Source organism: Anaerotignum sp. MB30-C6, from assembly GCF_030908465.1.
GTDB lineage: Bacteria > Bacillota > Clostridia > Lachnospirales > Anaerotignaceae > Chakrabartyella.
Genome location: NZ_CP133078.1, coordinates 1,283,165 through 1,308,767, shown reverse-complemented (window position 1 = coordinate 1,308,767; position 25,603 = coordinate 1,283,165). Strand labels below are relative to the sequence as shown.

Genomic DNA, 25,603 nt, shown 5'->3' with positions numbered 1-25,603 from the left:
TCCATTATTCGAAGAAATATTCTACGCTGTATGTTATGTTTGATTTGTTGTACATGCAATTGTGATTGGTATAGTAGTAGAACTCCAGTTTGGAATATATTCCGCTTGTTAAACTACGTTCAAAGGTGATGCCATTGCTTGTAGTTCCGTAATCAAGCTGTTCCCACTGCTTTGTTAGGATGTTGTATCCTTTTACTCTACCAAAGTCATTGCCACTATGCCCACTGACAGGTGGAACAGTAAACGTGTATTTGGTGATGGTTGCACCCTCAATCCCGTTTTCCAAGATAGTAGAGTCAGGTCCTGTTAATGTCATTCCACCTGAGCCGTTTGAATCAGCCACAAAGAATACAATGGCTGACCATGGAGATTCAGCACCAGTGCTGTCAACCGCTTTTACTCGGACTACATTTTTTCCTAGAGAATAAGTACTTGTTTCGCTCGGTCTGTTCTCCCATACATAGGTAATGGTATCTCCATCGGGGTCAGTGCTTTGAGCTGTGATAGTAACGGGTGTCCCCGGTGCTACACTGTTACCATTTGGCGTTCTGGTAATGACAGGCCTTGTAGGTGCTGAGTTTGCAACTGTAAATGACTTTTCTACCCATTCGGAATAAGCCCCTGCGGTATCCCTTGCACGAACTTTAACAATATATGTTCCTACCGCATAGTAGCCGTCTGCATTTTTACCTTGCCATTCAAGCACGGTATCATCTCCATCTTGATCGCTTGCCGTGGCAGAGATGTTTACAAGAAATTTACCATCTTTTGCAGTTCTTGTTGGGGTTACTGTAAAGTTTGTGATAGCAGGTGCTGAGTTTTCAACTGTAAATGACTTTTCTACCCATTGGGAATAAGTCCCCGCTGTATCCTTTGCACGAACCTTAACCGTATATGCTCCTACCGCATAGTAACCGTCTGCATTTTTGCCTTGCCATTCAAGCACGGTATCATCTCCATCTTGATCGCTTGCTGTGGCAGAGATGTTTACAAGAAACTTACCATCTTTTGCAGTTCTTGTTGGGGTTACTGTAAACTCAAAAATTTGGGGAGCCGTATTGGTTACGGTAATTTTCTGTGTGCATCTGCTTTCTCTTCCCAAACGGTCGGTTGCAACAGAAGTAAGAGCAAATTCACCTGTATCGGAAATCGAGATTGAGCCGCCCTCATCTGTCAGCACTCCGGTATAACTTACAGGAGCACCGTTTTTGCTAAGCATCCAAGTAACCTTTGCGTTTTGGATATGTTCGGATTTGTTGACTTTTACATCGAACTCCATGCCATAATGAATTTCATTTGGCATGATAAAGCCAAAATCCAATACAGGCAGAATCGTAATGCTTTCACTGTGGGAATACTTTCTTCCAAGAAAATCTGTCATGTCTACGGTTAAAACAAACTCTCCATATTCTTTAAATCTTACCTTACCACCAAGAGCATTGAGGTTACCGTCAAGAACCGTTTCAAGAGATTTCTTTTCACCGTTTTTCGTTACTGCCCATTCCACAGGAAGTGTATTGTTATGACCACTTGTGCGAAGATCTATTTCTGTATCGGTATAGGCCGCATTCGGCAGTTCAAATCCAATTGCAAGAACAGGTAGAACCTCTGTTGTTTTCTTTGGTTCAAATAAAAATACTCTGCCTGTTTCATCGGTAACTCGACACACAAGTTCATAAATGCCTGCTCTCTTGAAATAGATTGAACCACCGTTATTATTAAGTTTTCCATTGACAAAAGTGTTCCAATCTTGATAGCCAAAGGTATTGTCTACAAGCCACTCCAAGGTAAGAACATCTAAATCTGTACTGGTTACCGTAATCTCAATCTCCGTATCGGTATGGGCATACTTCGGCACCAAATAAGTTACAGTAGGCACAGGGTATACCTTTACATTTTGCTCATAGGAATAACTTCTGCCGCCGTCATCAGTAAACGAGGCTGTTAAAACATAATTTCCTTTTTCTTTAAAACGGATATTGCCGCCATCATTTGTCAAGCTGCCACTGATACAATCAGCTAGAGCAACTTTCTGTCCATCTTTTGAGAGTGTCCATATGGCAGTTTTATCCCCGATTTCTCCTAAAGTGGTCTCCGCCTTAACCGTATCATCAGTATGCAGAATAGTCGGAAGATAAAATCCTACTGAACCTACGGGATATACCATAACTTTTACGGTATCGGTGAATTTTCTGCCTGCTTTATCGGTTAATGTAATCGTCAGCTGATAGACACCTTTTTCTGTGAAACCAATTTCGCTGTCACTCAAAGTAAGATTTCCTTTGATATATTTTGCAATCTCAACTTCTTTTCCGTCTTTTGTAAGGCTCCATGATGGTGACAAATCATCATTGTTTTTAATCTCTGTCGCAAGAATAATTGTTTTATCGGTATGTGTAACATTTGGTAAGTTTAGTTTTACCTCAGCTACAGGATAGACCATGATTTCATGAGAAACAGTCACAACCTTTCCGATTTCATCAGTAACAGCGGCGGTTAAAGTGTAATTACCTTTCTCTCTAAATTGCACCGTTCCACCAGAATTTCCAATCTCGCCTACAAGGGAATCTGCTATTTCTGCAGATTTACCATCTTTCGTAAGAGTCCATACAACAGAGTTACTGCCAAGATTTTCAGCTTTTAAATCTACTGCAATACTTGTATCGGTATGCGCTGTATTCGGCAAAGTAAAATCTGCCTTTATAACAGGGTAAACGGATACAAACTGTTTACATGTAATTTCTGTGCCACGGCTGTTTTCAGCTGCTGCTGTAATAGCATAAATACCTGTATCTTTTGCTTTAATCGTACCTCCGTCAGCCTTCAGATCACCTTCAAAGGCTTTGGAAAATTCAACAGGGAGATCATTCTTGCTGGCAGACCAAGCGACAGAATTTACATATTTGCTTTGCGGTACAATGGTAATGGATTCTCCTACACACATTGTTTTTGGAAGTGTAAAGCTAAACTGTGGTTCCGGAACATAGGAGGAACTGCCGCCACTGCTGCTTCCATGGGAAGGCTTTTCATCCGGTTTTACAACAGGCAGATTTTGTTCCTCTTTTTTTATCTGATCTTTTGCTTTTTCTTCTTTCATAAGCATTTGAAAGGCTTCCGCACGGGTAGCTGTATCCTTTGGCTTTACTGTTTTATCAGGGTAGCCATGGATAATGTAATACTTTTCACCAATGCAAAGATACAGCTTATCCTCCTTGTTCAAAAGCTGAATGTCTGTAAAATCAAGATTACAAGTACAATCTTCGCTGTGGCAGTTCGTACCTAATGCACGAACCAGCATCTTTACAATTTCCATTCTTGTGATAGCTTCATCGGGTTTAAATAGATGATTCTTGTAATCAGATTCTTCAATAATGTCCTTGCTTACAAGGAATAAAATATTATCTTCAGACCAATGATTTTGAATATCCGTAAACGAAGAGGCTGGATATTCCTTATCCTCAGATATCTTTAACGTTCTTGCAAGAAGTGCAGTAAACTCTCCACGGGTAATAGTTTCATCGGGATGGCAAAGACCATCTGGAAAACCTGTGACAATACCTTGTTCTGTCAATTTTTGAATTGCTTCTTCTGCCCAGTGACCTTTCGCATCCTCAAAGTATAAATGCATGGCATAGGCACTTTCTGCAAACATTGAAACAATAAGGCAGAGAATGAGCAGTAAAGAAGAAGTCCTTTTAAATTTCTGATTCATATTATCCCTCCGTTAACCTCCGTAATTAAACATTTCTTGAATTTTGCTTTTCAGTGTCGGCATTACAACATCTCCAAATAAAGCATACAGTCCTGCAAGAAGAAGTCCGCCAAGTACAACTGCAATCAAGATTTTCACTGCACTGTCCACATAATTTTCACCGCTGTTATTTGAAGTGGATGCTTTCATTTTCATTGTCTGAACCATAAAATATGCTTTCGCCTTATCCATCTTTTCGTTTGCAAAACGAATAATTTTCTTCATAATAGAATCCTCCTAATTTACATTGTCATTGTTGGAGCAGAATTTTGCTCCTGATCTACTGATTGCTCTTCTTTCTGTTTCTGCCCCTGAGTAAGAAATTGGTTATATTCTTCAATTACAGCATTTTGCAGTGCTTTTCGAGCATCCGCAGTAATTGGAAAGCATATATCTTGGTACTCTCCCTTTTGATTTTTTTGGCTTGGCATAGCAACAAACAGTCCTTTACTGCCTTCAATCAACCGAATACCACGTACAGCAAAAGCACCGTTAATATTTACCGATGCAATCGCTTTAAGTGCACCCTCTGGTTTAATACTTCCAATTTTCACATCATAGTGAAGTGCGTTGTTTTCTTTCATATTCTTGTTCCTCCTGTTTTTTAGCCATAAGAAAAAGGAATACAGTTTTTACATCTGCATTCCTTTTTCTTGTTGTAATTTTGGTTTCATAAAGCCTATTTTTTTAAATCCAAACCTGTCTACATAGTAAAAACTACTGCTTGTATCATCATAAAGCTCCACTACATCAGACATGGAAAGAGAATGCCCATTGTAGCCTATTGGATGACTTAGGTTGCATATGGTATAAATAGATTCCAAATCGTTTGTATCAAGTACGCCATCAAATACAGCTCTGTAATGATCAGCGGTCGGCTCACCGAACTTTTTTTCAAATTCCTCCAATGAGATAAAACGCATAGAAAAATCCGAATCAGAATTTAACTGCCAAATTCGGACTTTTTTAAGTGGCTTGTAATCTTTATTTAACTCAGCAATCTTTTCGCCTCTGGAAAGCTTATCAAAGATGCCCTCCATAACATTGATTTCATAATTTCTTTTTTCGCACCATGCTTTCACCTCCTCGCAGTCAAACAGGGTATCTACTGAAGCTTTGCCGTCCTTTACATATCCCGCAGGGCTGCCATAGTAATAAATACAGCGGTTTTTGAGTTTAATACGATCCATAAAATCCTCCTCATTACTGCATTTTTATTCCTCCCATATCTTGATTTTCCTCCATGTTCACTCCCATCTCATTTAGTTTTTTCAATGCCCAATCTGGGAGGTGCTCGGTTTTCAACTCTCCGATAAAGTCGCTGCGGTCATATTGGCACCTTTCCCCATCGGAAAGAAATCTGCCGAACACTTTCCTTCCACTGGCTGTAGGAGAACAACCAAAACCATCTTCACACAAAACAAGCTGATCACGAGGATTTTTATACTCATCTTTGAGGTTTGTGGGATGAAGCACCATCACCTTACCTTCAAAGTTAAGTCCTGTCGGATTGTTGCAGTGTTTCGACTCCCATAGGCTTAAACTTTGGTAGGCTCGTCTTGCCTGATTGATGAATCCATCCAGTACAGCAGGGTGGCTGTCCACTGCAAACTCCAAACGTTTATCAAAGCCTTGAACCTTATCTGAAGAAATATAGAATTCTTTTGCCCATTCCTTATTCTCACAAGAGAATCTGCCGTCATGACTTTTTTGCTGTACAGAATTGGCAAGAACGAAATTGACTCTGTCATATCCAAACTCGGAAATAATTTGTTCTGCTGTATTTTTTCCAAGCCTTAAGCCATCAAAATTCTGGGCAATGGCTTCTTCAATTGCATTTCTACATTCTACATTTGCTTTATGGGACTCCTTATATAAATCCAATTCTTGATTTTCCTTTGCAAACTGAAAGCTGTACGGATATACATAATTCTTATCCATGAAGAAGTTCCCCCTTTACAAGCAAAGCATCAAGTTCACCCATACAAATCCCATAGTTATAAAGTAATTCACGAATTTCTTCGGGAATATCTGCAATATCACGGTCGTACTCTGCCTGTTCCACACGCACTATCCCACTGTCTTCCTCAGCATAAGCAATCAGCTTTGCCTCTTTGGGAATTCCTGCGGTTTCTAGCATATAGCCGGGAAGTTTAATATTATCTGTATCCATTTCTTCACAATGACCGCAATCCTCACAAGTACCGCAGTTTTTTGCCAAGACTTCAAGCAGATTTTGAGTGATATCCGTAAGCATTGCAATGGTTTTCACCATATCCATTGCCGTCATCTTTGACTTTGTCAGTACAATAAGGCGGTCTACTGCGGTAAGAACTACTTCATCACCCAAGTTTGCAAACTCTATCATTTCATTTTCAACTACCAAGCCTTGTTGTTCATTTATTTTTTTCATGTACATATTCCTCCTAATCCTCTTTTAAGTAATATTCAAACTGTTCGTCCTCATCTTCCAAATCGGAGAAAAGGTTCATTTGAAGGCTCAAATCCTCCATAATCATCTTCTTTGGATCATAATTTGTAATAATCAATTCACTGTACTCCGCACCTCCTTCATAACGCTGAGCCAAATTATTGATACGAACAGCAGAGCGAATATAAAAATCCTTATAAAGTTCTCTGATGTACTCGCAGTCGTTATATGACACCATCCATAATCCCTTGCACTCTGAAAGAGTATCCCGAAGTTTTACATGATTCTTTTTTGCAAATCCCACAGCATAATGTCCTTCTGTTCCAAAGTAAGGGGGATCACAATAAATGAATGCACCCTCTCTGTCATACTGCTTGATTAAGTCCTCAAAGTCCTTGTTTTCTATGACAACATCTTTTAATCTTTCAGAAGCTTCCCATATAATTCTGAAACACTTTCGGATGTCACAGGGCTGCCCGCCAAAGGATGTTGTACTGCTTCCATAGCTGTACTTGATAAGCTTGAAAAAAGCTGCTGCTCTTTTTACTTCGTACAGCTCTGTTTTCTTTTCAAATAGAAGTTTCATTTCTTCACCAGACGGAGGAGCAATATATTTTTCTGCCAGTTTCAATTCCTCAGCCATATATGCGTCAGTAAACTCTTCCTGCTCTATAAAATTCTTAAGAACTCCAAATTCATCTCTTGAACACAGAGGCAAAAAACCAAGTTCTTTTAAAAAAGCAAGCGGACGTTCTTTCACACATAAAAAAAGGTTTACAAGATTTGAATTAAAATCGTTGTAAACCTCCATACAATTCTTTCTCTGTCTTTTCCCGAAAAGTACCCAGCCGCCACCGCCAAATACTTCTATATATCGAGTGTGATTTTTGGGAAACAGCTTATATAATAACTTCCTTAGAGCCTTTTTTCCGCCAATCCATGAAATAAAGCTATTCACTTTTCTATCACCTTCTTTCTGAGAAACAAAAAAGACCGACTGCTTTACTGCATTTGCAGTGAGACAATCAGCCTTTTAGCCTGCGGTTCTCATATAATCTCACACTCAATAAGCAGCTCCATAAAATACTGTCTGCCTTTTGGCGTGATTAGTGTTTGTGTACCACTGTGTCCGTTTCTGCAAAACTCTTTGATTTCAAAAATTCCGCTATGAACAAATGGCTGCATAGGGTGAATGACTTGCTTTGTGTCACGAAACACAAACTTTTTATCAAGCAGAAACTGAGTAAATCTCATTGGCTTGATGCCAAGTTCCTTTGCGGTAGTGCGTAAATTAACAAGCAAATTGCTATCCACCAAAGTATCAAAGTAATCTGCTTTAGGTTCTAATGCGCCAATTTCACCTCTCAGTCTCTCATTTTCCTCTACTACCTTTAGCATCTGTCTTAAGAACACCGATAAGTTTTCGGGATTATGGAAAATATCATCAATCTTTGCTTTGGTGATATATCCACCATAGGCTCTGATGGAAGGGAGAACTTCAGAAGTTACCCAACGCTTAAACTTTTTAGCAGTTGGCAGCTTACTGGAGAGGATGAGGGAATAAAGACCACTTTCGTTAATTAAGATCGTTTCTTGCATTCTACCCATACTGTCGATGACTCCCTGTTTTAGGGAGTCATCCAAATCAATGTGCATCTTTAGAGCATTATGAGGTTTGGTATATCCCAATATCTTTGCTATCTCAGTTCCTACAAACCATGGCTCACCGTCAATGAGCAAGGTTTTTATCTGCCCGAATTCCTCGTTTTCAAAAATTTTTAATTCATGCATTCACTTTCTTCCTTTCCGTACAAATAAAAAAGACCGGCAAGTTGATGCTTTCACATCTTCCTGTCGGCCGTTATTGCTTTATATTCATTTCATTTCCATTGTCATGGTTGGTTTGTTTTCTTCCATCTGCATAGAGAGTGCCACTCCAGAGAGAGGCACTAACATTCCATAGGGTGTTTTCTCAACACCATTTTTCTGCATCAATGCCGTACCATATCCATAGTCAAAAATATAGAAGAGCAATTCTTCTTTAAAAGGGAGCTCAATGTCTTTCAGCATTTTCATTCCATATTCAGATGGAGTATCACATTCACTTTCTAAGATGAATTCACTTTGATATTCCGTAACCTCTAAGGCAGTCTGCAGATTAAATTTATCCAGTGTACTCAGCAATGCCTTGTATTTTGGGATACCACCACAGGCTTTCATCGTTTCAATTTTTCTTGCAAGTTCATTGAGCGTATATAAGTCACTCATATCCTCAAACTTTTCTTCAAGCTGTGGAATGGTACTTTCATACTCATAAAATACACATTCTTGAGGAGCGCTTGCCCCAATTTTCTTTACAGCAGTTATAATGTCACGATTGCTTGCCGGCAGTGTAAGTGTTACGGTATATTCATCATTTGGAATATCTCCTATGGGTGCTTTGGCAATCTCTAAACAAAACACATAACCTTTTGGCTTAGGAACAGAAAAATTTCCGTTATACAGCTGTTCCAGTTTCTCATTTAAGACCACATAGCCCCTGCCGCAATATATGCCATTTTCTTGTTCACGCATTTCTTTACCCACTTTTTTGCAGTTGATATGAGAAATCATCCAATCGGCTTTATCCGTAGGAAAATTATCAAGCTGTGGTAAAAACCCATTATCAATATAAAAGTCCCCAAGTTCCTTATCATTAAGAACGGGAATATAGTGCATATCTATTTCATTTAGATTCATTGCTATATTTATAAGTTCATTTACCGTTATCGCATCATTTTTACAGGCAAGAACCGTCAAGGCTTCAAACCGCTGTTGATCCACTTCATCTAAATTTTCCACTACTGTTGCAAAATGATTGAATTCATACAAACTGCATGGCTCCAGTTCTTTTTCTCCAATGAGGTCATATTCCATCAAACATTCCGCAGAAATAACCTTGCTGTTTTCAGATGTGCCGTGTATTTTTTCTAAGCAGTCCTCCATTTCTTCAAAAGTGGCCGGGAGTTCTATTTTTGTAAATAGCTTTCCGCTTTTATCACTGAGTTCTGCCTGCATTACTTTTTTCATAGGCTCATTCCTCCCATCTTAGGGGAATCCATAGTTTGTTCCTCCTGCGGCCTTGAAATAACTTTGAAGCTATCTTCACCTACTACTAAACCAAGGGAACGACCATCGTCCCATTTCATATGCAGAGTTCCCATATCGTCAACTGAAGTTACCTCTCCTTGTGTACCGAGTGGTACAGGTGAATACGGATCTGACATACTAAGCAGTTCTAATCTCGTACCAGCTGGATATTGCAATTTAATTCTTTCAACTTGTGCCTGTGTCGGATATCCTCTCATTTTACATCCCTCCAAATTTCAGCTCATGATTTTGCTGTTCTATTCCCATTTCTTCAGCCGTCTGTAAACTCCAGTTCTTTGCTCCCCAAAAGCTGACGTACACATCTTTACCATTGCATTTAATTTCTCTTTGCTCAAAGCCCTCGCCCCAGCCATCACTGGCTTGTCCTGTAATTTCATCTTTTATTCTGGCAAGTTCCATATCATCAAGGGGTGCATTTAAAATGAGGCTTGCAACTCCCATCAGCTGACCATTCACTTCTTCCACTGAGAAATCATATTTGTTTACTTTTGCATTGACGCTATCCTGATCGCAATAGTACCTCATCAATCCACGTTTCGTTTCTTCGGGTAATGCATTTCTCTCAATGGCTTGCAAAATTTCATCTTTATATTCCGCCAGCTCATCTGGGCAAACATCAATTTTATAATCCACCTGACAAAGGTCGCCATAGTCATTTTCATCATAATACGTGCTCCCACGAAGTGGCATATACAGCTTTAGTTCCTGAAAGTCTTGTTTTGGTATTCCTATTCCAAGATGTTCCCATAAAACCTGTGCGAGTTCCCCATTATAACCGTGATAAAGAATGTAACCTTTATCGGAAAATGTACCATTTTCATTCGCAATTTTCTGCTGTCCATATGCCTTAAAATCTATATATGCTTCAATATTTTCATCATATTCAAAATGACCACTATCGCAGATTATGTATTTTCCGTATTCCTCAGCATTATGGATATTAGGTAAGAGTTCAAACTCATACATACTGTCGAGCAGTGCTTTTAAGTCCTTTTGATTATTTGGCTTAACATATTCCATCAGCTTTTCAAAATAGCTTTCTTCTTGTGTGCCCATTTCTCGAAACTTACTTGCAAAGTAATTAAGATTGTGCATATTTTCGCATAGTGGCTTTTCGGAAGTTATAATTTCAAGCATTCTGTCTGAAAAGTGCTCACTTATAAGGCTTAAACTGCATTCTGAAAGAGATTCGGCATCCAATCTCAGTAACACATATTGTATTTGCATTTGAGTGCAAGGCAGATAAAGAGATTGACTATATCCGTCTTTTCCGACTTCCAACTCAGCAATTTCATCTTGCCAATGATACAGGGGAAAGTGCTTTCCGTCATAAATTGTCTGTATGGGGTTTTTGTTTTGATATAGAATTCCGTAAGGAGTAACCCTTGGCTTTTGGTTTTGAGCAAGCTGTTTTTCAAAATATGCTCTGCCGTCAAAGCTTTGCAATTCTTTCTCACTGACCGCTCCTTGCTCTGTTAGGTACATTTTCTTGCCTACAGCGTCAAGGTCGCTGAAATCGGCAACAAGGCCGCAGCAGTTGGTGTTAAAGGTGATACTAATGAGTTCTGCCGTAGTTTCTGCTTTTTCTGCGTAGGTCATTGCATAAAACGTCTGCAGTTCATCATTATCGAAACTGTCCAATCTTTTCATTAGGTAATCCAGTTCATCAATATTGCAAGCCCTATTTTTTAGGAGAGTATTTAGCCTTTCGTCTGATGTATCAGCAATAGTGCAGTTTGTTTTTATGCTTGGCTCGATTTCTAAGCCCACACAAACTCTTTCAAAGTCCTCCGCTTTCCAAGGAAACCATAGGGTTTCGGATCTTTGGTTTACGGGGTTCTTGATTGCAATTCTCAAATTCATTCCTCCATTCTTGTTTCTGACATTAAAAATGAGCCACCTTTTAAAGTGGCTTATTTTTATTTTCATATAGATTTTTAATATGCAGATTGTTTTGTTCTGCATATTTTACGGTATATGCTGTACCGCCTTTACCGCCGTCATAGTAACATATCATTTTACTGCTTTGCTCCACCATGTATCGGTTTCTCTGGTTATAACAGCCCGGGCAATAATATGTATTCAGCATTAACGCTTCATCACACTTTTCCAGTATGTCATAATACATGTCCCTATTTGTTTCATCCCATTTTTTTGCCTGTTCTTCGAATGGTATCACAGCAATCAATCTAATTTCTTTTGGATCGTTTGGTTTGATAACCTTTTTTCGTTTCAATACAGTATCTGCACACATTAAATCGAATCCATAACAGGCTCCGAAGTAGAAGGTGTTTACACCATCTGCGATTGCCTCATCGATTTCTTCCCACAATCTTTCTTTGAGTTTTTCCAGCTGCTTTTTGCTTTGCGGCAGCTTTTCACTGCGATGACCGCTAAAGCATATACTGTTTTCTTTTTTCTGCATAGTTTTATTCCTCCTTTTTATACTATATACATAGTATCTATTTATATGTATATAGTCAATACGTAATGTTGCATATAGAATAGTTATAGAGAGGTGGTTAATATGAACAACAGCAACTCGATTTTTGAAATTAAGGATTATGGAAAAATCAGCTTTCATGTAAAAGAACTCATGGACAGCAAAGATTTGACTAGAAGCAAGCTTGCTAAACTTGCCAACATTCGTTTTGAAGTAGCCGATAAATGGTACAACGGAAATATTGAGCGTATGGACATTGATGTCCTCACTCGTATTTGCTTTGTTTTGGATTGCACGATTTCCGAATTAATGACCTATGAAAAGTAAATCTCGCTGATACAGAGTCTGTTTTTACAGGCTCTTTTTATTTGCAATACTTAATACCTCTTGCCCATACTTGGCAAGGAGTATGGCATGAACGATAGCTTGAAAGGTTTTCTCATCAATAAGACTTTCATCGGCAATTTCATTCAACTTAATATATTCTTTTCCTGTAGATATTGTCTTTGCTGTTTGATAGACAGCATATCTGTTGGTATCAATCCCTTTTAAATGAATAGATTTAAAATCTATCTTAGTTAAATAAATATGTGGGTTGGACCAGTCCCATAGTTCATGATCTGCTGTAAGCAAAAACAGAGTGGCAAGAAATTGATAATCAATATTCTTTACCACTCTGTTTTTTATTTTGATAATATTTTCAAATCGCTGTCGGTGACTGCTGTCACAAAAGAAATCACCGTTAAACTGTAAAATCAGCTTACTCAATCTTTTTTTGAGATTGTATTCTCTGAAGTCTTTAAAAGTATTTTTAACTATGCTTTCATAAGATACTGAGTTAGCTTTCAATCTTTCGGATAAGACTAAGCACTTCTTTTCATCACTCTTGCATTTTAGGTATTCGGTGCAAAACCGACAGGCGGTATCTTCTTTACTGAATGGAAATCCTTTTAATACAATCAATCCTTTCCCCCGCTTCGTAAAGTTGGGCACAAGCATCATCATTTGCTCAAGCTCCTGTAACCTTGTGCCGTACATAAATAATTTTGGCATTTTCATCTTTCCTTTCTCTTTGATTTTGGACATAAAAAATAGACTAAGTCTGTTGGTCTTAAGTTGACCTAAGGCTTAGTCTATTAATTTTAATTAATTAATTTATTGTTAAATCATATAAACGAAAATTGAATTGCTAATAACCATTATATTTTTTCTAACATCTCATTGAATAAAATCTTATATTTCGGAGCTAAAGATACTAAGGTGAGTTCATACCATAACTCTTCGCTCATATCTATATTTTCTATGCACCATATTTTATAATGTTCATCCTTTGTTTCAGTATAGTAGTCAATTGAAATATCTGAATTAGAACATCCGTTATGTTTTTGCTTATATTTCTCTATGCTATACTCATTTTTTATAAAATCAATATGTCTAAATGCTTTTCTGATTGGGTAATACTTTCCGTGAACAAAAGTTGTTAATACATACTTAGGCTTATAAGTTTCTGCAATATTTGGAAGTTGCTCTACCTCAATATGCCAAAATTCTTCATTAAGAATAGTATCATAATCCCTCTTAATGACCATCAATAATTTGTTAAATGTTTCAGGATCATAGTGGACAGTAATATTCTTTGCTCTTTCTAATCTAGTTTGCGAAAAAAGAAATGATGGCCCATAGAATTTTTCAAAAAATTCATAGTGACAAATTTCTGCTTTATCAAGTTCAATAGCTAATCGTTCATCTAATCGAAAAAGGAGGTCTGCTTTGCTTATATCAACACCATCTTGCATAATTCTGAACACAGCAGGAATGGGTTCCCCTGCATGGAGAGGTTTTCTATCTATAAATATATTGTAAAGATAATATTTATTATCAAAAATAAAACCACTTTGCCGAAAATCAATATTTTCTACCTTGGTTAAGTGATAATCATTGGTTGGATAAAAAAACTTTTCCTCTGGAACAATTATATTAAAATCCCACTCTGAATACCTATTCCCATCTAATACATAACAAACTAAGGCACATGCAAGTATTTCATCATCAATATGTATATCTTTAGGTAATGATGTCTGCCTTGTGACAATGTTATATCTTTGCATATCATCTAGTTTAATTGGAACAGCATAAACAAGGATAGCCTGTGCAACAAATAGATATGAAGAATTTGAAATATCATTCGCCAAGTGTTGCAGAATAGTCTCTTGGGATATTCCGCTTCTTTCTATGAGTTGTCTTGTTTCAGTTACTAGCGGTTTGAGGTAATTTTGAGTTCCATTCCATTTTATTCCTCCGAAATGTCTATATAAAGGAAGCGTCAAATGACAAACATAATAACTTATGCTACGATATGCATCTAATGACAATATTTCTAATAGTAATTGTTCCATTATACAGGCTCCCTCCTTACCAATTCGATTTATAATCATGTGTATGGTTTTTAGCTAATCATACTCAAAATCTTTAATTCTCCTAAAATTTCACTATGTCATCTATATTTTCTCCATTTTTTAAGGCTCAAAAATAGCACTTTTTTGCCCATTTTCAAGCCTCAAAATCGTCCCAGAACCACAATATCTTGTGGTCAAATACTACTTTTCTCCATCCGAACCACATTTCGTCATCAGTATTATCGCTTCAACGTGTTTTGAGATGAGGGGATAGCTGTCAAAAATTAGAAAGCTAAATATTTTTAATTGAAGTCCTCTTTGAGGGAACATATCCACTGAGTGCTTGCGTATGTGGGAACATATCCATAGACTTCGCTGTTTTTTGAAAACTGAGGTATACTGTTAATTCTTAGTAGCCAATACTGGAAATAACGTTACTCTCCTATTCACTAATGTAATTCAACAATCTTTCTAAAATATCATGTGTAACTTTTAAGTCGTAGTGTTTAATAAGATGACTTTGTAAATCCATAACTAACAGTAAAGAATTTTTATAGGCTTCAAATAATTCTACCTTATCTAATCGAGCAGTGGTCTTTGCAAATTTTTTATAATTTTCAAGGCTAATTTCTTTTTCAAAGTTTTTACTCATGTTGAGCCAATTGTCAGCATTTTTTTCTGCCATACGTATCAGTTGTAGTGTATTTTTTTGAAGTTCAGATAAGAGTTCTAATGAACGAGCATATTCTCCTCTTTTTAGAACGTTGATTCCCATCAACCATAGATTAGAGAAATTACACAACAAAAAATTAGCATTTTCTTCAGTAAGTCTATTTGGTCTTGCACCACTTATCTCTGATAAGTAATTTTCTAATTGCCCTGTTTCATCGTAAATAAGCATATCCTTCGTATCAGGAATATAACCTGAATCTTTAAACGAGGGGATTATGTTCATATCTTTTTCAGGAAGGAAATGAAATTCCCCACGTATAAGATTATCGAAAATAACTACCTCTGTTCCATACTCATTTTTATAAAGCATCAAGTACGGAGCTACATCAAACAACCAGTTGGATGAATCAAAGTTCGAGGTTATACTATCTTTCAAAAATATATAGAACTCTATATCAGAGTATTGGTCACCTTCTCCTTTGGTAAACGATCCATACATCATACAAGCTGTTATTCGTTCATCTGACTCAGTAAGATTCTTAACATTCGCAATTAATTCTTTTTGTTTTAACATTTCTTTACCCTTTCATCTAAATATCTTTTAGTTATTGTGGCAACTCAAAATCTCTACAGACATAAATTAATGTTTTTCGTACAAATATTATAGCAAAAAGCATCATCATGCTCCACAAACAATAGTGTAGGACAATATTCCAAAATCATTTTTTCAATTTGGATACGTGAAAAAACATCAATATAGTTCAATGGCTCATCCCATATATACAAATGTGCGCTTTCACAAAGGCTTTTAGCAATTAGTACTTTCTTTTTCTGACCAGCACTAAAATCCTCCATGTTCTTATCGAACTGTTCTCTATTAAAATCCAGTTTACGAAGAATCGTTTTAAATAGAGTTTCATCAATCTTATTATTATAGGCAAACTCAGATAGATTACCTTTTAAATATGAAGTATCTTGCGAAATATAAGAAATTTTTAGTCCACTTGCTAACATAAAATTTCCGGTAAATTTAATATCATCTCCATTAATCAATTTTAGGATACTAGACTTACCACTCCCATTTTTTCCTATAATGGCAACTCTATCACCTATATTGATTCTGAAATTAAGATGACTGAATACTTCTTTATCTCCATAAGACAATGATAAATCATTCGCTTCTATTAGGCACTCTTTGTGAAATTCAAGTGGCGAAATTTTTAAGTCATCATATTGTTCGATGTTGTGGAGCAGCTCTGATTTTTGTGAAACAGCTTCTTGATGTCTTGACTCAATATTTTTGGCACGTTTCATCGCTTTTGCAGCTTTATGTCCAACATAACCCTTATCCAGTTTTGAGCCAGAATTTGTTGTTCCATATTTACTTTTTTCTACTTTATTTGACCAGTTTGAACTACGTTTTGCTGCATAAGACAACCTTCCTATTTCTTTAAGGAGTTTCTTGTTTTCCGCCAATTCAAAATTATCTTGTAACGTTTTGTTTTCCCACCAAGAAGTAAAGTTTCCTTTTTGGATTTCGATATTCGTTTTATTGATAGATAATATATGGTCAACGCATTGATCAAGTAGGCCTCTATCATGAGATACCAAAATAAACCCCTTCTTGCGTTTCAAATAGTTTTGCACTACATTACGTGCATCGAGATCAAGATGGTTTGTAGGTTCATCAATAAGCAGGAAACAACTCGCTGTAAGGAATAAAGCTGCAAGAAGAACCTTTGTCTGCTCACCATTTGACAGTGTATTAAACGGACGATATAAAGCATCTTCTTGAACATCAAGCAATGATATTTCACGAAAAATCTCCCAATCCATACATTCGGTACAAATACTCTTCATTACTTCAATTGTATATAGACTCTTATCTTCCACATCGTAAGGAAAATACTCAAACTTAACTGTAGAACTTATATTGCCGGAATACGCATATTTGCCAAGCAATAAATTTAAGAAAGTAGTTTTACCGCGTCCGTTTCTTCCAATAAAACCGAGTTTCCAATCTGTATCTATCTGAAAACTTATATTTTCAAAAATATTGTCATAACTTCCTTCATATGAAAAAGTTAGATTTGAAACATTTATTAAGGACATGTATTTCTTCCTCCCTTACATTATAAAAATTTTATAAGCAAAGTCGGTTTTCGGCATTAATTACTCTATAATGTTATCCAACTCTGCATGGATTTTGTCATGAATGACATAGTATCATTGTCTATCACATTTATCTTCCTTTCTTTTACAAATATTAAAAGCCGCAAGAAAGTAAATTCTTACGGCTCAAAAACAAATACTATTATTACCTTTTGTTAAACATAAGGTTACTGTAATGTATTATTGAGTGTCGAATACTTAACTTTCTTGCAATTTGCATAACAAAACAAACGGTTCTATAGCCGTTTCTTTAAATATCTTATTATGCATCATATAGTTAGCAAGAAAAGTTATACATTCTTCCACCTCCAAGTAATTTTATTGTATCATATTATCTTCGAAAATCCAATATAATTTTTCTGCTTTCTTTCTAAAGATTACAACTCTATATCAATTCTGACTTTTGATTTGAATTTAACGTGAGTTTATCTTCATATATCACAACATTTACATATTTCCATTTCAATGCCAGATTTGAAAGCTATGATGAAGTTATCTTCGTAGACTGTAACATTCTGGATTATCTTCCTCACAAGCTTATCATCATATTCTAAGGTGCGGAATTTGTTCTTGCGGATAAATTCAATCAATTCATCGATTCGCTCGTTCTCGCCACTGAGAGAGGCATCTTCTACTAAAAGGGCATGTCGCTTGTCTCTCAGCTCATCAATTTCATCTGCTAGGTGTTCATAATCTTGACCCTTATTAGCCAGCTTGATGAGTTCTTTTTGCTTTTCTTCTAGCAAGTTGTTAATCTCTGATATCTGATACTCTGTGGTTTCGCCAATCACAGCATGAATATTTTCTTCCAGTGTTTTTATCATGTTATTGCCACCTGCAAGCAGTTTATTAATCGCAGTCATAACAGCACCATAGAGTTCATCTTCTTTTACAGTTCGGTTCTTACAAACTTCAGGACCTTGCTCGATTCTAGTCACACATCGCCAGACAAATTCTTTTCTGCCGTGAATATTCCAATATGTTCTCCTATAAATATCGCCACAATCTCCACAGAAGGTAATGGCACTTAAAGCGTACTTACTACTATAAATTCGTTTGTTCTTGCCTTCTCCTGTGTAGATATTGCTTCTTCGATGAATCTCTTCTTGCACCTGCAAAAATAACTCTTTAGGAATAATCGCCTCATGGCTATTTTCAACATAATACTGGGGAAGATGACCTTCATTCTTAACTCGTTTCTTGGTTAGAAAATTTACAGTTACAGTCTTTTGTAAGAGGGCATCTCCGATGTATTTTTCGTTATGAAGTATCTTCTTAACTGATTCTGGTCGCCATCTTGGTTTTCCCGCTGCTGTTAAAATACCATCCTTTTCAAGGGCTCGACCAATGCCCACTAGACTCTGACCTTCAAGGTATTCTCGGTAGATGCGTTTGATAATCTCAGCTTCTTCGGGAACAATGATTAAATTTCCATCTTCATCTTTGGTGTAGCCCATAAATCGCTTATGGTTGACCTGCACCTTTCCTTGTTGGTATCGGTACTGTAGCCCAAGCTTAACGTTTTGTGAAAGGCTCTGGCTTTCCTGTTGTGCCAAAGATGCCATAATCGTCAGCAAAACCTCACCTTTGGCATCCATGGTGTTGATGTTCTCTTTTTCAAAATAGACGGATATGTTCTTATCCTTGAGCTGTCTAATGTATTGAAGGCAGTCTAGGGTGTTACGCGCAAATCGGCTGATGGATTTTGTAATAACCATGTCGATGTTACCGTCCATACACTCTGCAATCATGCGAATAAATTCGTCACGCTTTTTAGTGTTCGTACCAGAGATACCATCATCTGCAAAGATACCGGCAAACTCCCATTCATTATTTTTCTTTATAAACTCTGTATAGTGTGCGACCTGAACCTCATAGCTAGAATTTTGTTCTTCTGTTTCTGTAGAAACACGGCAATAGGCAGCAACACGAAGTTTCTTTATCTTTTCTTTTGCGGCTGTACTTCCTACTCTTTTACGAGCAGGAATAACCATTATATTTTTCTCTGTCACTTTATTCCTCGCTTTCTATCAGACTATATAAGTATTCTGCTCGTTCAAAAGGATCAACTGGCATCTTATTATCTGCCTTTCTCATTTTAAATCGTTCTTTAGGAGGGGGAGAGGTGAAAGCGGCAAGCTCTACCACTCGTCCTAAATCCTTTGCACGCTTATCTCTAACTTCTTCAGCTTTATCAAATATCTCTTTATCAATAATTGCTGGATACGTATCATTTCCAAGGTAGTTGACGTTTTTCAAAATGCGACCCATCACAGAATGTGTCTTATCAATACCTGCCTGTTCGCCAGCCACTGTAAGGGAAAGTCCTGATATGTATTTCTCAAAGAATGCCTTTACTTGACCTGCTGCCTTTTCATCGACAGTAACCACTCCATCTTGAATTTTGTATCCATATGGAATATATGCCATTTATCTCACCACCTTTTCTTTCAGGGAAAGACCGCATTTCAAATTGAATGTCAGCTCATCCCTGGAATTTACAATGATGTTCTCTACAAATTCTTCAAATATCTCTTCCGTGTAGTCACCATTAAAATTATCTGCTGACACGTAATCAATGAGGTCCTTTATATCGTTTGCTCGTAAAACCCCACTCGTAGAGTTCGTTACCAGGTTTGTTTTTTCAGTTGAAAGATTTTTCATCTCACTATCTAAAACATTTCGTTCCTGATTAAAAAGAGCTGGCTCCAGGAAACCTTTGGCCATCAGTGTAATAAGGGTATTGCGTTCTTCCATTAATTGTTCCAGTCGCTTATCAATAGCGTCCATTCTTTCACGGTCGCTTTCTTCATCTATTTGGCTAATTGATTTGAAAAGTGGCTCTAGGATTAGCTTGTTACTGAAAGCAAGCTTATTCATCATGGTTGTAAATGTGGCTTTGATTTCCCCATCTCGCAGAAACAACATGGAGCAGCTCTCTTTGTCTTCGATATGACCGATGCAACTCCAAGCAATGTAGCTCCTGCCAACTGAGTAATTTGTCTTTCTCCTGAAATTGCGACCACACTCTCCACAGACCATCTTGCCACTTAAAGCATATCGATTAAGATAAACGTTCTTTTTCACGCCCTTACACTTCATCTTGGCTCTCTCATCAATGAGATCTTGCGCCTTAGCAAAGTCTTCTCTACTAATAATTGCTTCATGATTGTCCTTGTAATAGTACTGGTCTTTTTCGCCTGTATTTGGATGGCGATTGTAGTTACTATCGGTGTAAGTCTTTTGTAGTAGGACATCACCCATATATTTTTCGTTTCGAAGCATGTCTATCACCGTACCTGCACTCCAATGATTACCTCTACTTGCAGGGATTTTGTCTTTGTTCAAACCTCTTGCTATAGTACCTCCACCTTTCCCTGAAAGGCACTCTGCAAAAATACGTTTGATGATTTCTGCTTCTTCTGGGACGATTACCATTTCACCATCTATATTGGTATATCCATAGGGTGGAGTACCTACATAACTGCCGTTTTGAAATCTCTTTTGAATGGACCATGTTGAGTTTTGTGAAATGGATGCAGACTCTTCTGCAGCAAACCCTGAAAGTATAGAAAGCATCAGTTCACTTTCCATATCACCCGTATTTAGATTCTCTTTTTCAAAATAAATATAAACACCGATATCAATCAGTTTTCGTACTAACTCTAGACAATCTACTGTATTACGAGCAAAGCGGCTGATTGATTTGGTGATAATAAAATCAATCCGACCTTGCTTACAATCTCGTATCATACGGAGCAGTTCAGTCCGTTTCTCCATCTTGGTGCCGGAGATCCCTTCGTCATAATAAAGACCAGCAAATACCCATTCTGGATTAGACTTAATATAGCGCTCATAGTGTTCACGCTGTGCTTTAAGGCTTTCAAGCTGTTCATCACTATCGGTTGAGACCCTGGCATAGGCGGCAACCCTAAGTTTCGTATTAGGTAGTTGTCCCTGGGGCAGTTCATCTATTTTTGTTATCTTTTTCATCATCTCACCTCGCTTTCGCCCATTACATACATCACTCTAAAAGCTATTAATAGCAAGCTTTTTAGGACATAATCTCGGCTAAACGGGGAGAGAATTTCTGCCTGTTCAAGGCTGATATTTTGTGTAATTCATCCGCTGTGATTTTGCCTTCTTTATATAGGTTTGCGACAATGCTCTCCGCTATGTGAAAATCATATTCCTTTTGTAATTCTTCCTCTGTCATCTGCTCGGTCTTACCCTTTAACGGACAACCATCTTTTACTTCATAAATGTTCATAGAAAAACACCTCCTACCTAGTAGCCATGGCAGGAGGTGAAATCTGATGATTTCATTAATCTTTTTGATAAAATTCACATTCATAGCCATCGGCATCAAGGAGCAGCCCTTTTGCCCAAGGTGGCACTTGACTCATCTGTTTACATACTTCAGTAACAGATATTTGAGTATTGGCTTCAATAATGACTTCATCATGGACATGAGCCACAATACGATAAGTACTAAGCATCTTCATTGAATACATCAAAATATCACGGGATATAGCTTGAACAATATTCTCTACAAACTTAGGACCGTAACTTTCAAGACGCTCCCATTTCTTTGTTCCACCTACTCCTTCATAGGTAACAGACTCACCACCAAACTGATTCTCACCGATTCGAGGTTTTACATAGGCAAGCCGTCTACCTGAGGGAAGAATGATAAAAAGCATGCCACTAAGACAATGAAACTCGATGCTATGGGTTTCTTGTGATTTATTTTCCTTTACGCATTGTTTAGCCGCCCGATCTACATCCCACCAGAACTGTGTGATGTTGGGATTAGACATTCTCCAGGCATTCACAAGCGGTTTTAATTCTTCCTCTTCAAGCCCCATCTCTAATGCGCCCATGGCTTTTAATGCACCAACAGAACCACCATAGCCAAGTGCCAATTCAGCAATTTTACCCTTCTGTCTCAAGTGACCGTTCACACCATGCTTTTCAACGGAAACACCAAACATCTGTGAGGCAGATGCACAGTAGATATCACCACCACTAGCAAATACATCCGTTCGCCATGTCTCACCTGCAAGCCATGAAAGCACACGAGCCTCAATGGCTGAAAAGTCAGCCACAATAAACTTATGACCTTCTTTTGGTACAAAGGCTGTACGAATTAGTTGTGAGAGTGTATCGGGTATATCTTCATAGAGCAGTTCTAGTGTTTCAACATCACCATTTCTGACAATAGTTCGCGCCTCTTTTAAATCTGGCATATGGTTCTGAGGGAGATTTTGTAATTGCACTAGCCTACCGGCAAAGCGACCGGTTCTGTTAGCTCCATAAAACTGAAACATTCCCCTGGCGCGAGAATCTGCACAAACCGCATTTTCCATTGCTGTATATTTCTTTACTGAGGATTTTGCCAGTTGCTGACGAAGTGAAAGAACTTCATTTAGTTCACCATCGGTTTCCTTAAGTTTCTCTGCAACCGCCTTCTTACCGAGTGTCTCCATCTCTAGACCGTTTTCAGAGAGCCATCCTTTCATCTGTTGTACGGAGTTAGGGTTATCGAGATTTGTTATCTGCTGCATGACGGTTAGTAGTTTTTCATGAGAGATGTCATCCATGGCGATGGCCTGCTTAACAAAATCCATATCCACCTTTATGCCTCGATCGTTGATTTCTTGGTCGAGATGATACTCAACCCAGATGTCTTCTGGCACTGGAAACTTGATCAATCTTTGTTGTATCTGTATTTCTGCCTCCACATCACGTTTGTTATATGCTTTGAACTTTTGCCATTTATCGATTTCATCAGTAGGTAGGTTACGGGTTCTACCACCATTTATTTTTGTTGGAGTACAGGGAACACAAAAGTAACGGATCAGGTCTTTACCCTCTGTCAGCTTTTGTTTTTCAAGCCCTAGCACTGCACCTACACCTTCTAAAGAAAGTGGTAAACCCATATAGGCAGACCAAACCATGGAACATTTCCATGAGGAAGGATTTAGATAAGTCCCAGTGGGATAGCCCAAATAACGTGAAAGGCATACTCGCTCAAACTGAGCATTAAATGCCCACTTCGTAATGGTTTCATCGGTTAAGGCATCTAGGATTTCTTTTGGAATCTTTTCTCCATTCATCAAATCGATGACCTTAACTTCATCACCGTCAACCGCATAACCAAACAGCATCACCTCAAAATCATCTGCTTCTACGTAACGATAAACACCACTTTTTTGTAGATTGGTAGATGAATAGGTTTCGATATCAATTTCTAAGTTCTTCATAGCTACCACCTTTCCTAAATGAAAAAAGGTGGCAGAGGGAAGACCTCCACCACCGTCAAGTTTATTGTTTCTATTAGGCAAGGAAGTCATCATCGACAAGAGTCGTAAAATCATCTACTGCAGAAGTCTTACCGCCTAGAGGTTCTCCGTCTCTAATTTTTTGAATGTTACCAAGACCACAAGCTACACCTTTATTACCATTTGAGTTGAAAGCATAGAAGTTAAGAGAAACCCTGCCATAACAACCGCTATACACCTCACTGCGATCCAGTATCGGCTTAACACTTTTATCTACAATCTGTGGCGCTGTCTTGCTATTTGCATTGATGAAGTAATGGCCTTTATAAGCCTCATCATCACGCTCTACATCTCCATCACGCAGCGGTAGTTTAATAGCAGCTTTATTAGGTTTCTTACCACCAAACTTTGCGATACCTTCCTCAATGGCAGCATCAACTGCTGCATGGATAGCATTAATGGTTTCCTTGTCATCCTTTGGAATAAGGACGGATACGCTGTACTTTTCTGCACCACCATTAATAGATACAGGCTCCCATCCGTGGAAGTAAGAAAATCTTGAGTTTACACCTGTGACAACTTTTGTTTTGTTTTGCATATTTGCCATAATATTTAATCCTCCATAATTTCGTTAAATTCGTTTTTAGCATCTGCTACGTTAATTGCCGGTCTTTTATCCGAATTGGGAACAAGAGTCGGTTTACCTGGTGGTTTGTAAATGAGGTCACCGAGGAGTTCCTCAAATTTGGATTTACCCATCAGTTTTTGCATCTCTGTCAGTGGAATAAGGCTCTTTCTGTAAATGTCCCTATATCCACCTGCCACGGCTTTTTCTGCAATGGCTCCTTCATCTTTGTACTTGCGAACCGAGCGACCTTCCACAACTTTAAAACCGTTCCACTCTTTACCGTGATTGACTGCTGCATCAGTGGCATAGGCTGTTATTTCATTCGCCCACTTGGTAAGGTCGGGAAGAATAAGTAAGATTTCTTCTATCTCAGCATCCGTCAGCAGAGGTGGCATCTTGAATTCTTTCTCTGCAAGTTTTAGCTTTTCTTCGGCTCTGGCCCGACATCTGTTTGCCGCTTTACAGAAGGTACACCATGGACCGGGGATGTATTCACCCTCACCGTTGAAGGCTTTGTCAGCTCTGGGCTTTAGTTCCTCTTCCGCCCAGCCTTTTAGTTCTTCCACCGGTATTGTCCAGGTGCTGACATTTTCTCTTCTAGGCTGAAAGATCGTCATGGACACTTCTTTGATGTCGTACAGGTGATCATAGATTCCAAGTGCTCCTAGGGCATAGAGCTTCATCTGTGGATTGTCCACTGCATCAACTAGCACACCCATTCCATATTTAAAGTCTACGATGTGAAGTCTGTCATCTGAAATGATTACACAGTCTCCTGTTCCAAAGCCGTCTGGAACATAACAAGAAAAGTCAAGACGTTGTTCAATAAGAACGATAGGATCTGTGCAAGACTTTCTTGCAAGTTCCACCTGCTCCATAACAAAGTCCACGTAAGCATCTGTACATTCCTCCATCTCATCAGAGTTATACTCAGAGATAGGTCGCTGACTTCTCATATGAAGTGCCTTTTTTAGTTTGTGTTCACACAGGTCATGAGCCGCTGTGCCTTCTTTTGCTGCCTCACCACTTTGGTCTTCAAACTCCAGTTCAAGTCTTGCAGAGGGTAGGCAGTTAAGCCACCTGTGGGATGAGGATGCAGATAATATTGCATGATTACCCATTTCCAAGACCCTCCGCATCTTTCAAGATGTCAGAATAATACGCCTTATCAACAGCACTTAACTTGTCTGCACCATACTTCTGAATGAGTCCTCGCACTTCGGCAGTAAACCCAATCTGGCTCTTTTCAGCAAGTACCATACGCACTTTTTCCAGTGGGATATCCGGCTCGTTTGCTGTTTCTGTCTTTGTGGCAGGCACTTCTTTGGGAGCAGAATCACTTTCTGCCATTGCATTACAAACCGCCTGTATGCTGTCAGCAAGACTTCGCATATCATTTACCACTTCAAGCAGTAATTTTATTTTGCTCAAGGTCAGTACCTCCTTTCGTCATTTCACAGATAGAGAGTTCCTCGATGCTATCTCCAGGAATCACAATCGTTACACGCTGTTTACTCCCTAAAAGAAAGCGAAGAATTCGTTCCCTTACGGACACATTACGGTAGGTAACAAGTCCGCCTGTCTGTGGTTTCTTAGAAACACTAATTTTGAGATTGTGTTTCATATCCATCACCTCTTTCCAAAGGGCGATTTTTTTGTTGCCCTCTACCTAGTAG

26 protein-coding genes are annotated in these 25,603 nt (G+C 38.2%); 1 reads left to right on the top strand and 25 read right to left on the bottom strand.

Annotated elements, in window-relative coordinates; genetic code table 11:
* Positions 1-4 precede the first annotated feature (4 nt).
* The 12 genes from RBQ60_RS06635 to RBQ60_RS06580 all read right to left on the bottom strand — a co-directional run bounded on the left by RBQ60_RS06635 (position 5) and on the right by RBQ60_RS06580 (position 11,757).
* A complete protein-coding gene (locus tag RBQ60_RS06635; protein ID WP_307885784.1) occupies positions 5-3,712 on the bottom strand; it encodes an S-layer homology domain-containing protein in 3,708 nt (1,235 codons plus the stop codon).
* A gap of 12 nt (positions 3,713-3,724) precedes the next feature.
* Positions 3,725-3,919, bottom strand: coding sequence for a DUF6133 family protein (locus RBQ60_RS06630; RefSeq protein WP_307885982.1), 195 nt, complete (start codon positions 3,917-3,919; stop codon positions 3,725-3,727).
* A gap of 74 nt (positions 3,920-3,993) precedes the next feature.
* The gene (locus RBQ60_RS06625; protein WP_307885783.1) at positions 3,994-4,335 is read right to left on the bottom strand and encodes a SpoVG family protein; all 342 of its coding nucleotides are present in this window, start codon (positions 4,333-4,335) and stop codon (positions 3,994-3,996) included.
* Between the two features lie 48 nt (positions 4,336-4,383).
* Positions 4,384-4,941: a YodL domain-containing protein gene (locus RBQ60_RS06620; protein WP_307885782.1), complete on the bottom strand. Its 558-nt coding sequence runs from the start codon at positions 4,939-4,941 to the stop codon at positions 4,384-4,386.
* 13 nt (positions 4,942-4,954) lie between these two features.
* On the bottom strand, positions 4,955-5,692 hold the full coding sequence (locus tag RBQ60_RS06615; RefSeq protein ID WP_307885781.1) for a DUF3849 domain-containing protein: 738 nt from the start codon (positions 5,690-5,692) through the stop codon (positions 4,955-4,957).
* Positions 5,685-6,164 (bottom strand): hypothetical protein, encoded by a 480-nt coding sequence (locus tag RBQ60_RS06610; protein ID WP_307885780.1) that lies wholly within the window; start codon positions 6,162-6,164, stop codon positions 5,685-5,687. Before RBQ60_RS06610 ends, RBQ60_RS06615 begins: the two co-directional genes overlap by 8 nt.
* Positions 6,165-6,177: 13 nt before the next feature.
* Complete coding sequence (locus RBQ60_RS06605; protein WP_307885779.1) at positions 6,178-7,140, bottom strand: DNA adenine methylase; 963 nt, start codon at positions 7,138-7,140, stop codon at positions 6,178-6,180.
* An 89-nt stretch (positions 7,141-7,229) separates the two neighbouring features.
* Positions 7,230-7,973: a BRO family protein gene (locus RBQ60_RS06600; protein WP_307885778.1), complete on the bottom strand. Its 744-nt coding sequence runs from the start codon at positions 7,971-7,973 to the stop codon at positions 7,230-7,232.
* Between the two features lie 84 nt (positions 7,974-8,057).
* A complete protein-coding gene (locus tag RBQ60_RS06595; protein WP_307885777.1) occupies positions 8,058-9,251 on the bottom strand; it encodes an antirestriction protein ArdA in 1,194 nt (397 codons plus the stop codon).
* On the bottom strand, positions 9,248-9,529 hold the full coding sequence (locus tag RBQ60_RS06590) for a DUF4314 domain-containing protein (protein WP_307885776.1): 282 nt from the start codon (positions 9,527-9,529) through the stop codon (positions 9,248-9,250). Before RBQ60_RS06590 ends, RBQ60_RS06595 begins: the two co-directional genes overlap by 4 nt.
* Before the next feature lies 1 nt (position 9,530).
* A complete protein-coding gene (locus RBQ60_RS06585; RefSeq protein ID WP_307885775.1) occupies positions 9,531-11,189 on the bottom strand; it encodes an antirestriction protein ArdA in 1,659 nt (552 codons plus the stop codon).
* A 46-nt stretch (positions 11,190-11,235) separates the two neighbouring features.
* Entirely contained in the window at positions 11,236-11,757 is a 522-nt protein-coding gene (locus RBQ60_RS06580; RefSeq protein ID WP_307885774.1) for an SLOG family protein, read from the bottom strand.
* 102 nt (positions 11,758-11,859) lie between these two features.
* On the opposite strand from RBQ60_RS06580, the gene RBQ60_RS06575 reads away from it, so the two are divergent.
* Positions 11,860-12,102, top strand: a complete 243-nt coding sequence (locus RBQ60_RS06575) for a helix-turn-helix domain-containing protein (RefSeq protein ID WP_304509952.1) — start codon at positions 11,860-11,862, stop codon at positions 12,100-12,102.
* A 24-nt stretch (positions 12,103-12,126) separates the two neighbouring features.
* Here the strand turns inward: RBQ60_RS06575 and RBQ60_RS06570 are convergent, their stop codons facing one another.
* From RBQ60_RS06570 to RBQ60_RS06510, 13 genes are all read right to left on the bottom strand, one after another.
* Positions 12,127-12,828, bottom strand: a complete 702-nt coding sequence (locus RBQ60_RS06570; RefSeq protein WP_307885773.1) for a hypothetical protein — start codon at positions 12,826-12,828, stop codon at positions 12,127-12,129.
* Between the two features lie 146 nt (positions 12,829-12,974).
* Positions 12,975-14,171 (bottom strand): hypothetical protein, encoded by a 1,197-nt coding sequence (locus RBQ60_RS06565; protein WP_307885772.1) that lies wholly within the window; start codon positions 14,169-14,171, stop codon positions 12,975-12,977.
* Between the two features lie 442 nt (positions 14,172-14,613).
* Positions 14,614-15,417: a lincosamide nucleotidyltransferase Lnu(B) gene (gene lnu(B), locus RBQ60_RS06560; RefSeq protein WP_307885771.1), complete on the bottom strand. Its 804-nt coding sequence runs from the start codon at positions 15,415-15,417 to the stop codon at positions 14,614-14,616.
* A 53-nt stretch (positions 15,418-15,470) separates the two neighbouring features.
* A complete protein-coding gene (lsa(E), locus tag RBQ60_RS06555) occupies positions 15,471-16,955 on the bottom strand; it encodes an ABC-F type ribosomal protection protein Lsa(E) (RefSeq protein ID WP_307885770.1) in 1,485 nt (494 codons plus the stop codon).
* Positions 16,956-17,446: 491 nt separating this feature from the next.
* Entirely contained in the window at positions 17,447-19,009 is a 1,563-nt protein-coding gene (locus RBQ60_RS06550; RefSeq protein WP_307885981.1) for a recombinase family protein, read from the bottom strand.
* 19 nt (positions 19,010-19,028) lie between these two features.
* Positions 19,029-19,445 (bottom strand): recombinase, encoded by a 417-nt coding sequence (locus tag RBQ60_RS06545; protein ID WP_307885769.1) that lies wholly within the window; start codon positions 19,443-19,445, stop codon positions 19,029-19,031.
* Positions 19,446-21,008 (bottom strand): recombinase family protein, encoded by a 1,563-nt coding sequence (locus RBQ60_RS06540; protein WP_307885768.1) that lies wholly within the window; start codon positions 21,006-21,008, stop codon positions 19,446-19,448.
* A gap of 61 nt (positions 21,009-21,069) precedes the next feature.
* Entirely contained in the window at positions 21,070-21,285 is a 216-nt protein-coding gene (locus RBQ60_RS06535) for an SHOCT domain-containing protein (protein ID WP_003762658.1), read from the bottom strand.
* Positions 21,286-21,340: 55 nt separating this feature from the next.
* On the bottom strand, positions 21,341-23,281 hold the full coding sequence (locus tag RBQ60_RS06530) for a DNA polymerase (protein ID WP_307885767.1): 1,941 nt from the start codon (positions 23,279-23,281) through the stop codon (positions 21,341-21,343).
* Between the two features lie 73 nt (positions 23,282-23,354).
* Positions 23,355-23,906, bottom strand: coding sequence for a DUF2815 family protein (locus RBQ60_RS06525; protein WP_307885766.1), 552 nt, complete (start codon positions 23,904-23,906; stop codon positions 23,355-23,357).
* 5 nt (positions 23,907-23,911) lie between these two features.
* Positions 23,912-25,048, bottom strand: a complete 1,137-nt coding sequence (locus RBQ60_RS06520) for a DUF2800 domain-containing protein (protein ID WP_307885765.1) — start codon at positions 25,046-25,048, stop codon at positions 23,912-23,914.
* Entirely contained in the window at positions 25,041-25,358 is a 318-nt protein-coding gene (locus RBQ60_RS06515; RefSeq protein WP_307885764.1) for an rRNA biogenesis protein rrp5, read from the bottom strand. The genes RBQ60_RS06520 and RBQ60_RS06515 overlap by 8 nt, the downstream gene beginning before the upstream one ends.
* Positions 25,333-25,551, bottom strand: coding sequence for a hypothetical protein (locus RBQ60_RS06510; protein ID WP_073127413.1), 219 nt, complete (start codon positions 25,549-25,551; stop codon positions 25,333-25,335). The genes RBQ60_RS06515 and RBQ60_RS06510 overlap by 26 nt, the downstream gene beginning before the upstream one ends.
* Positions 25,552-25,603: the final 52 nt, after the last annotated feature.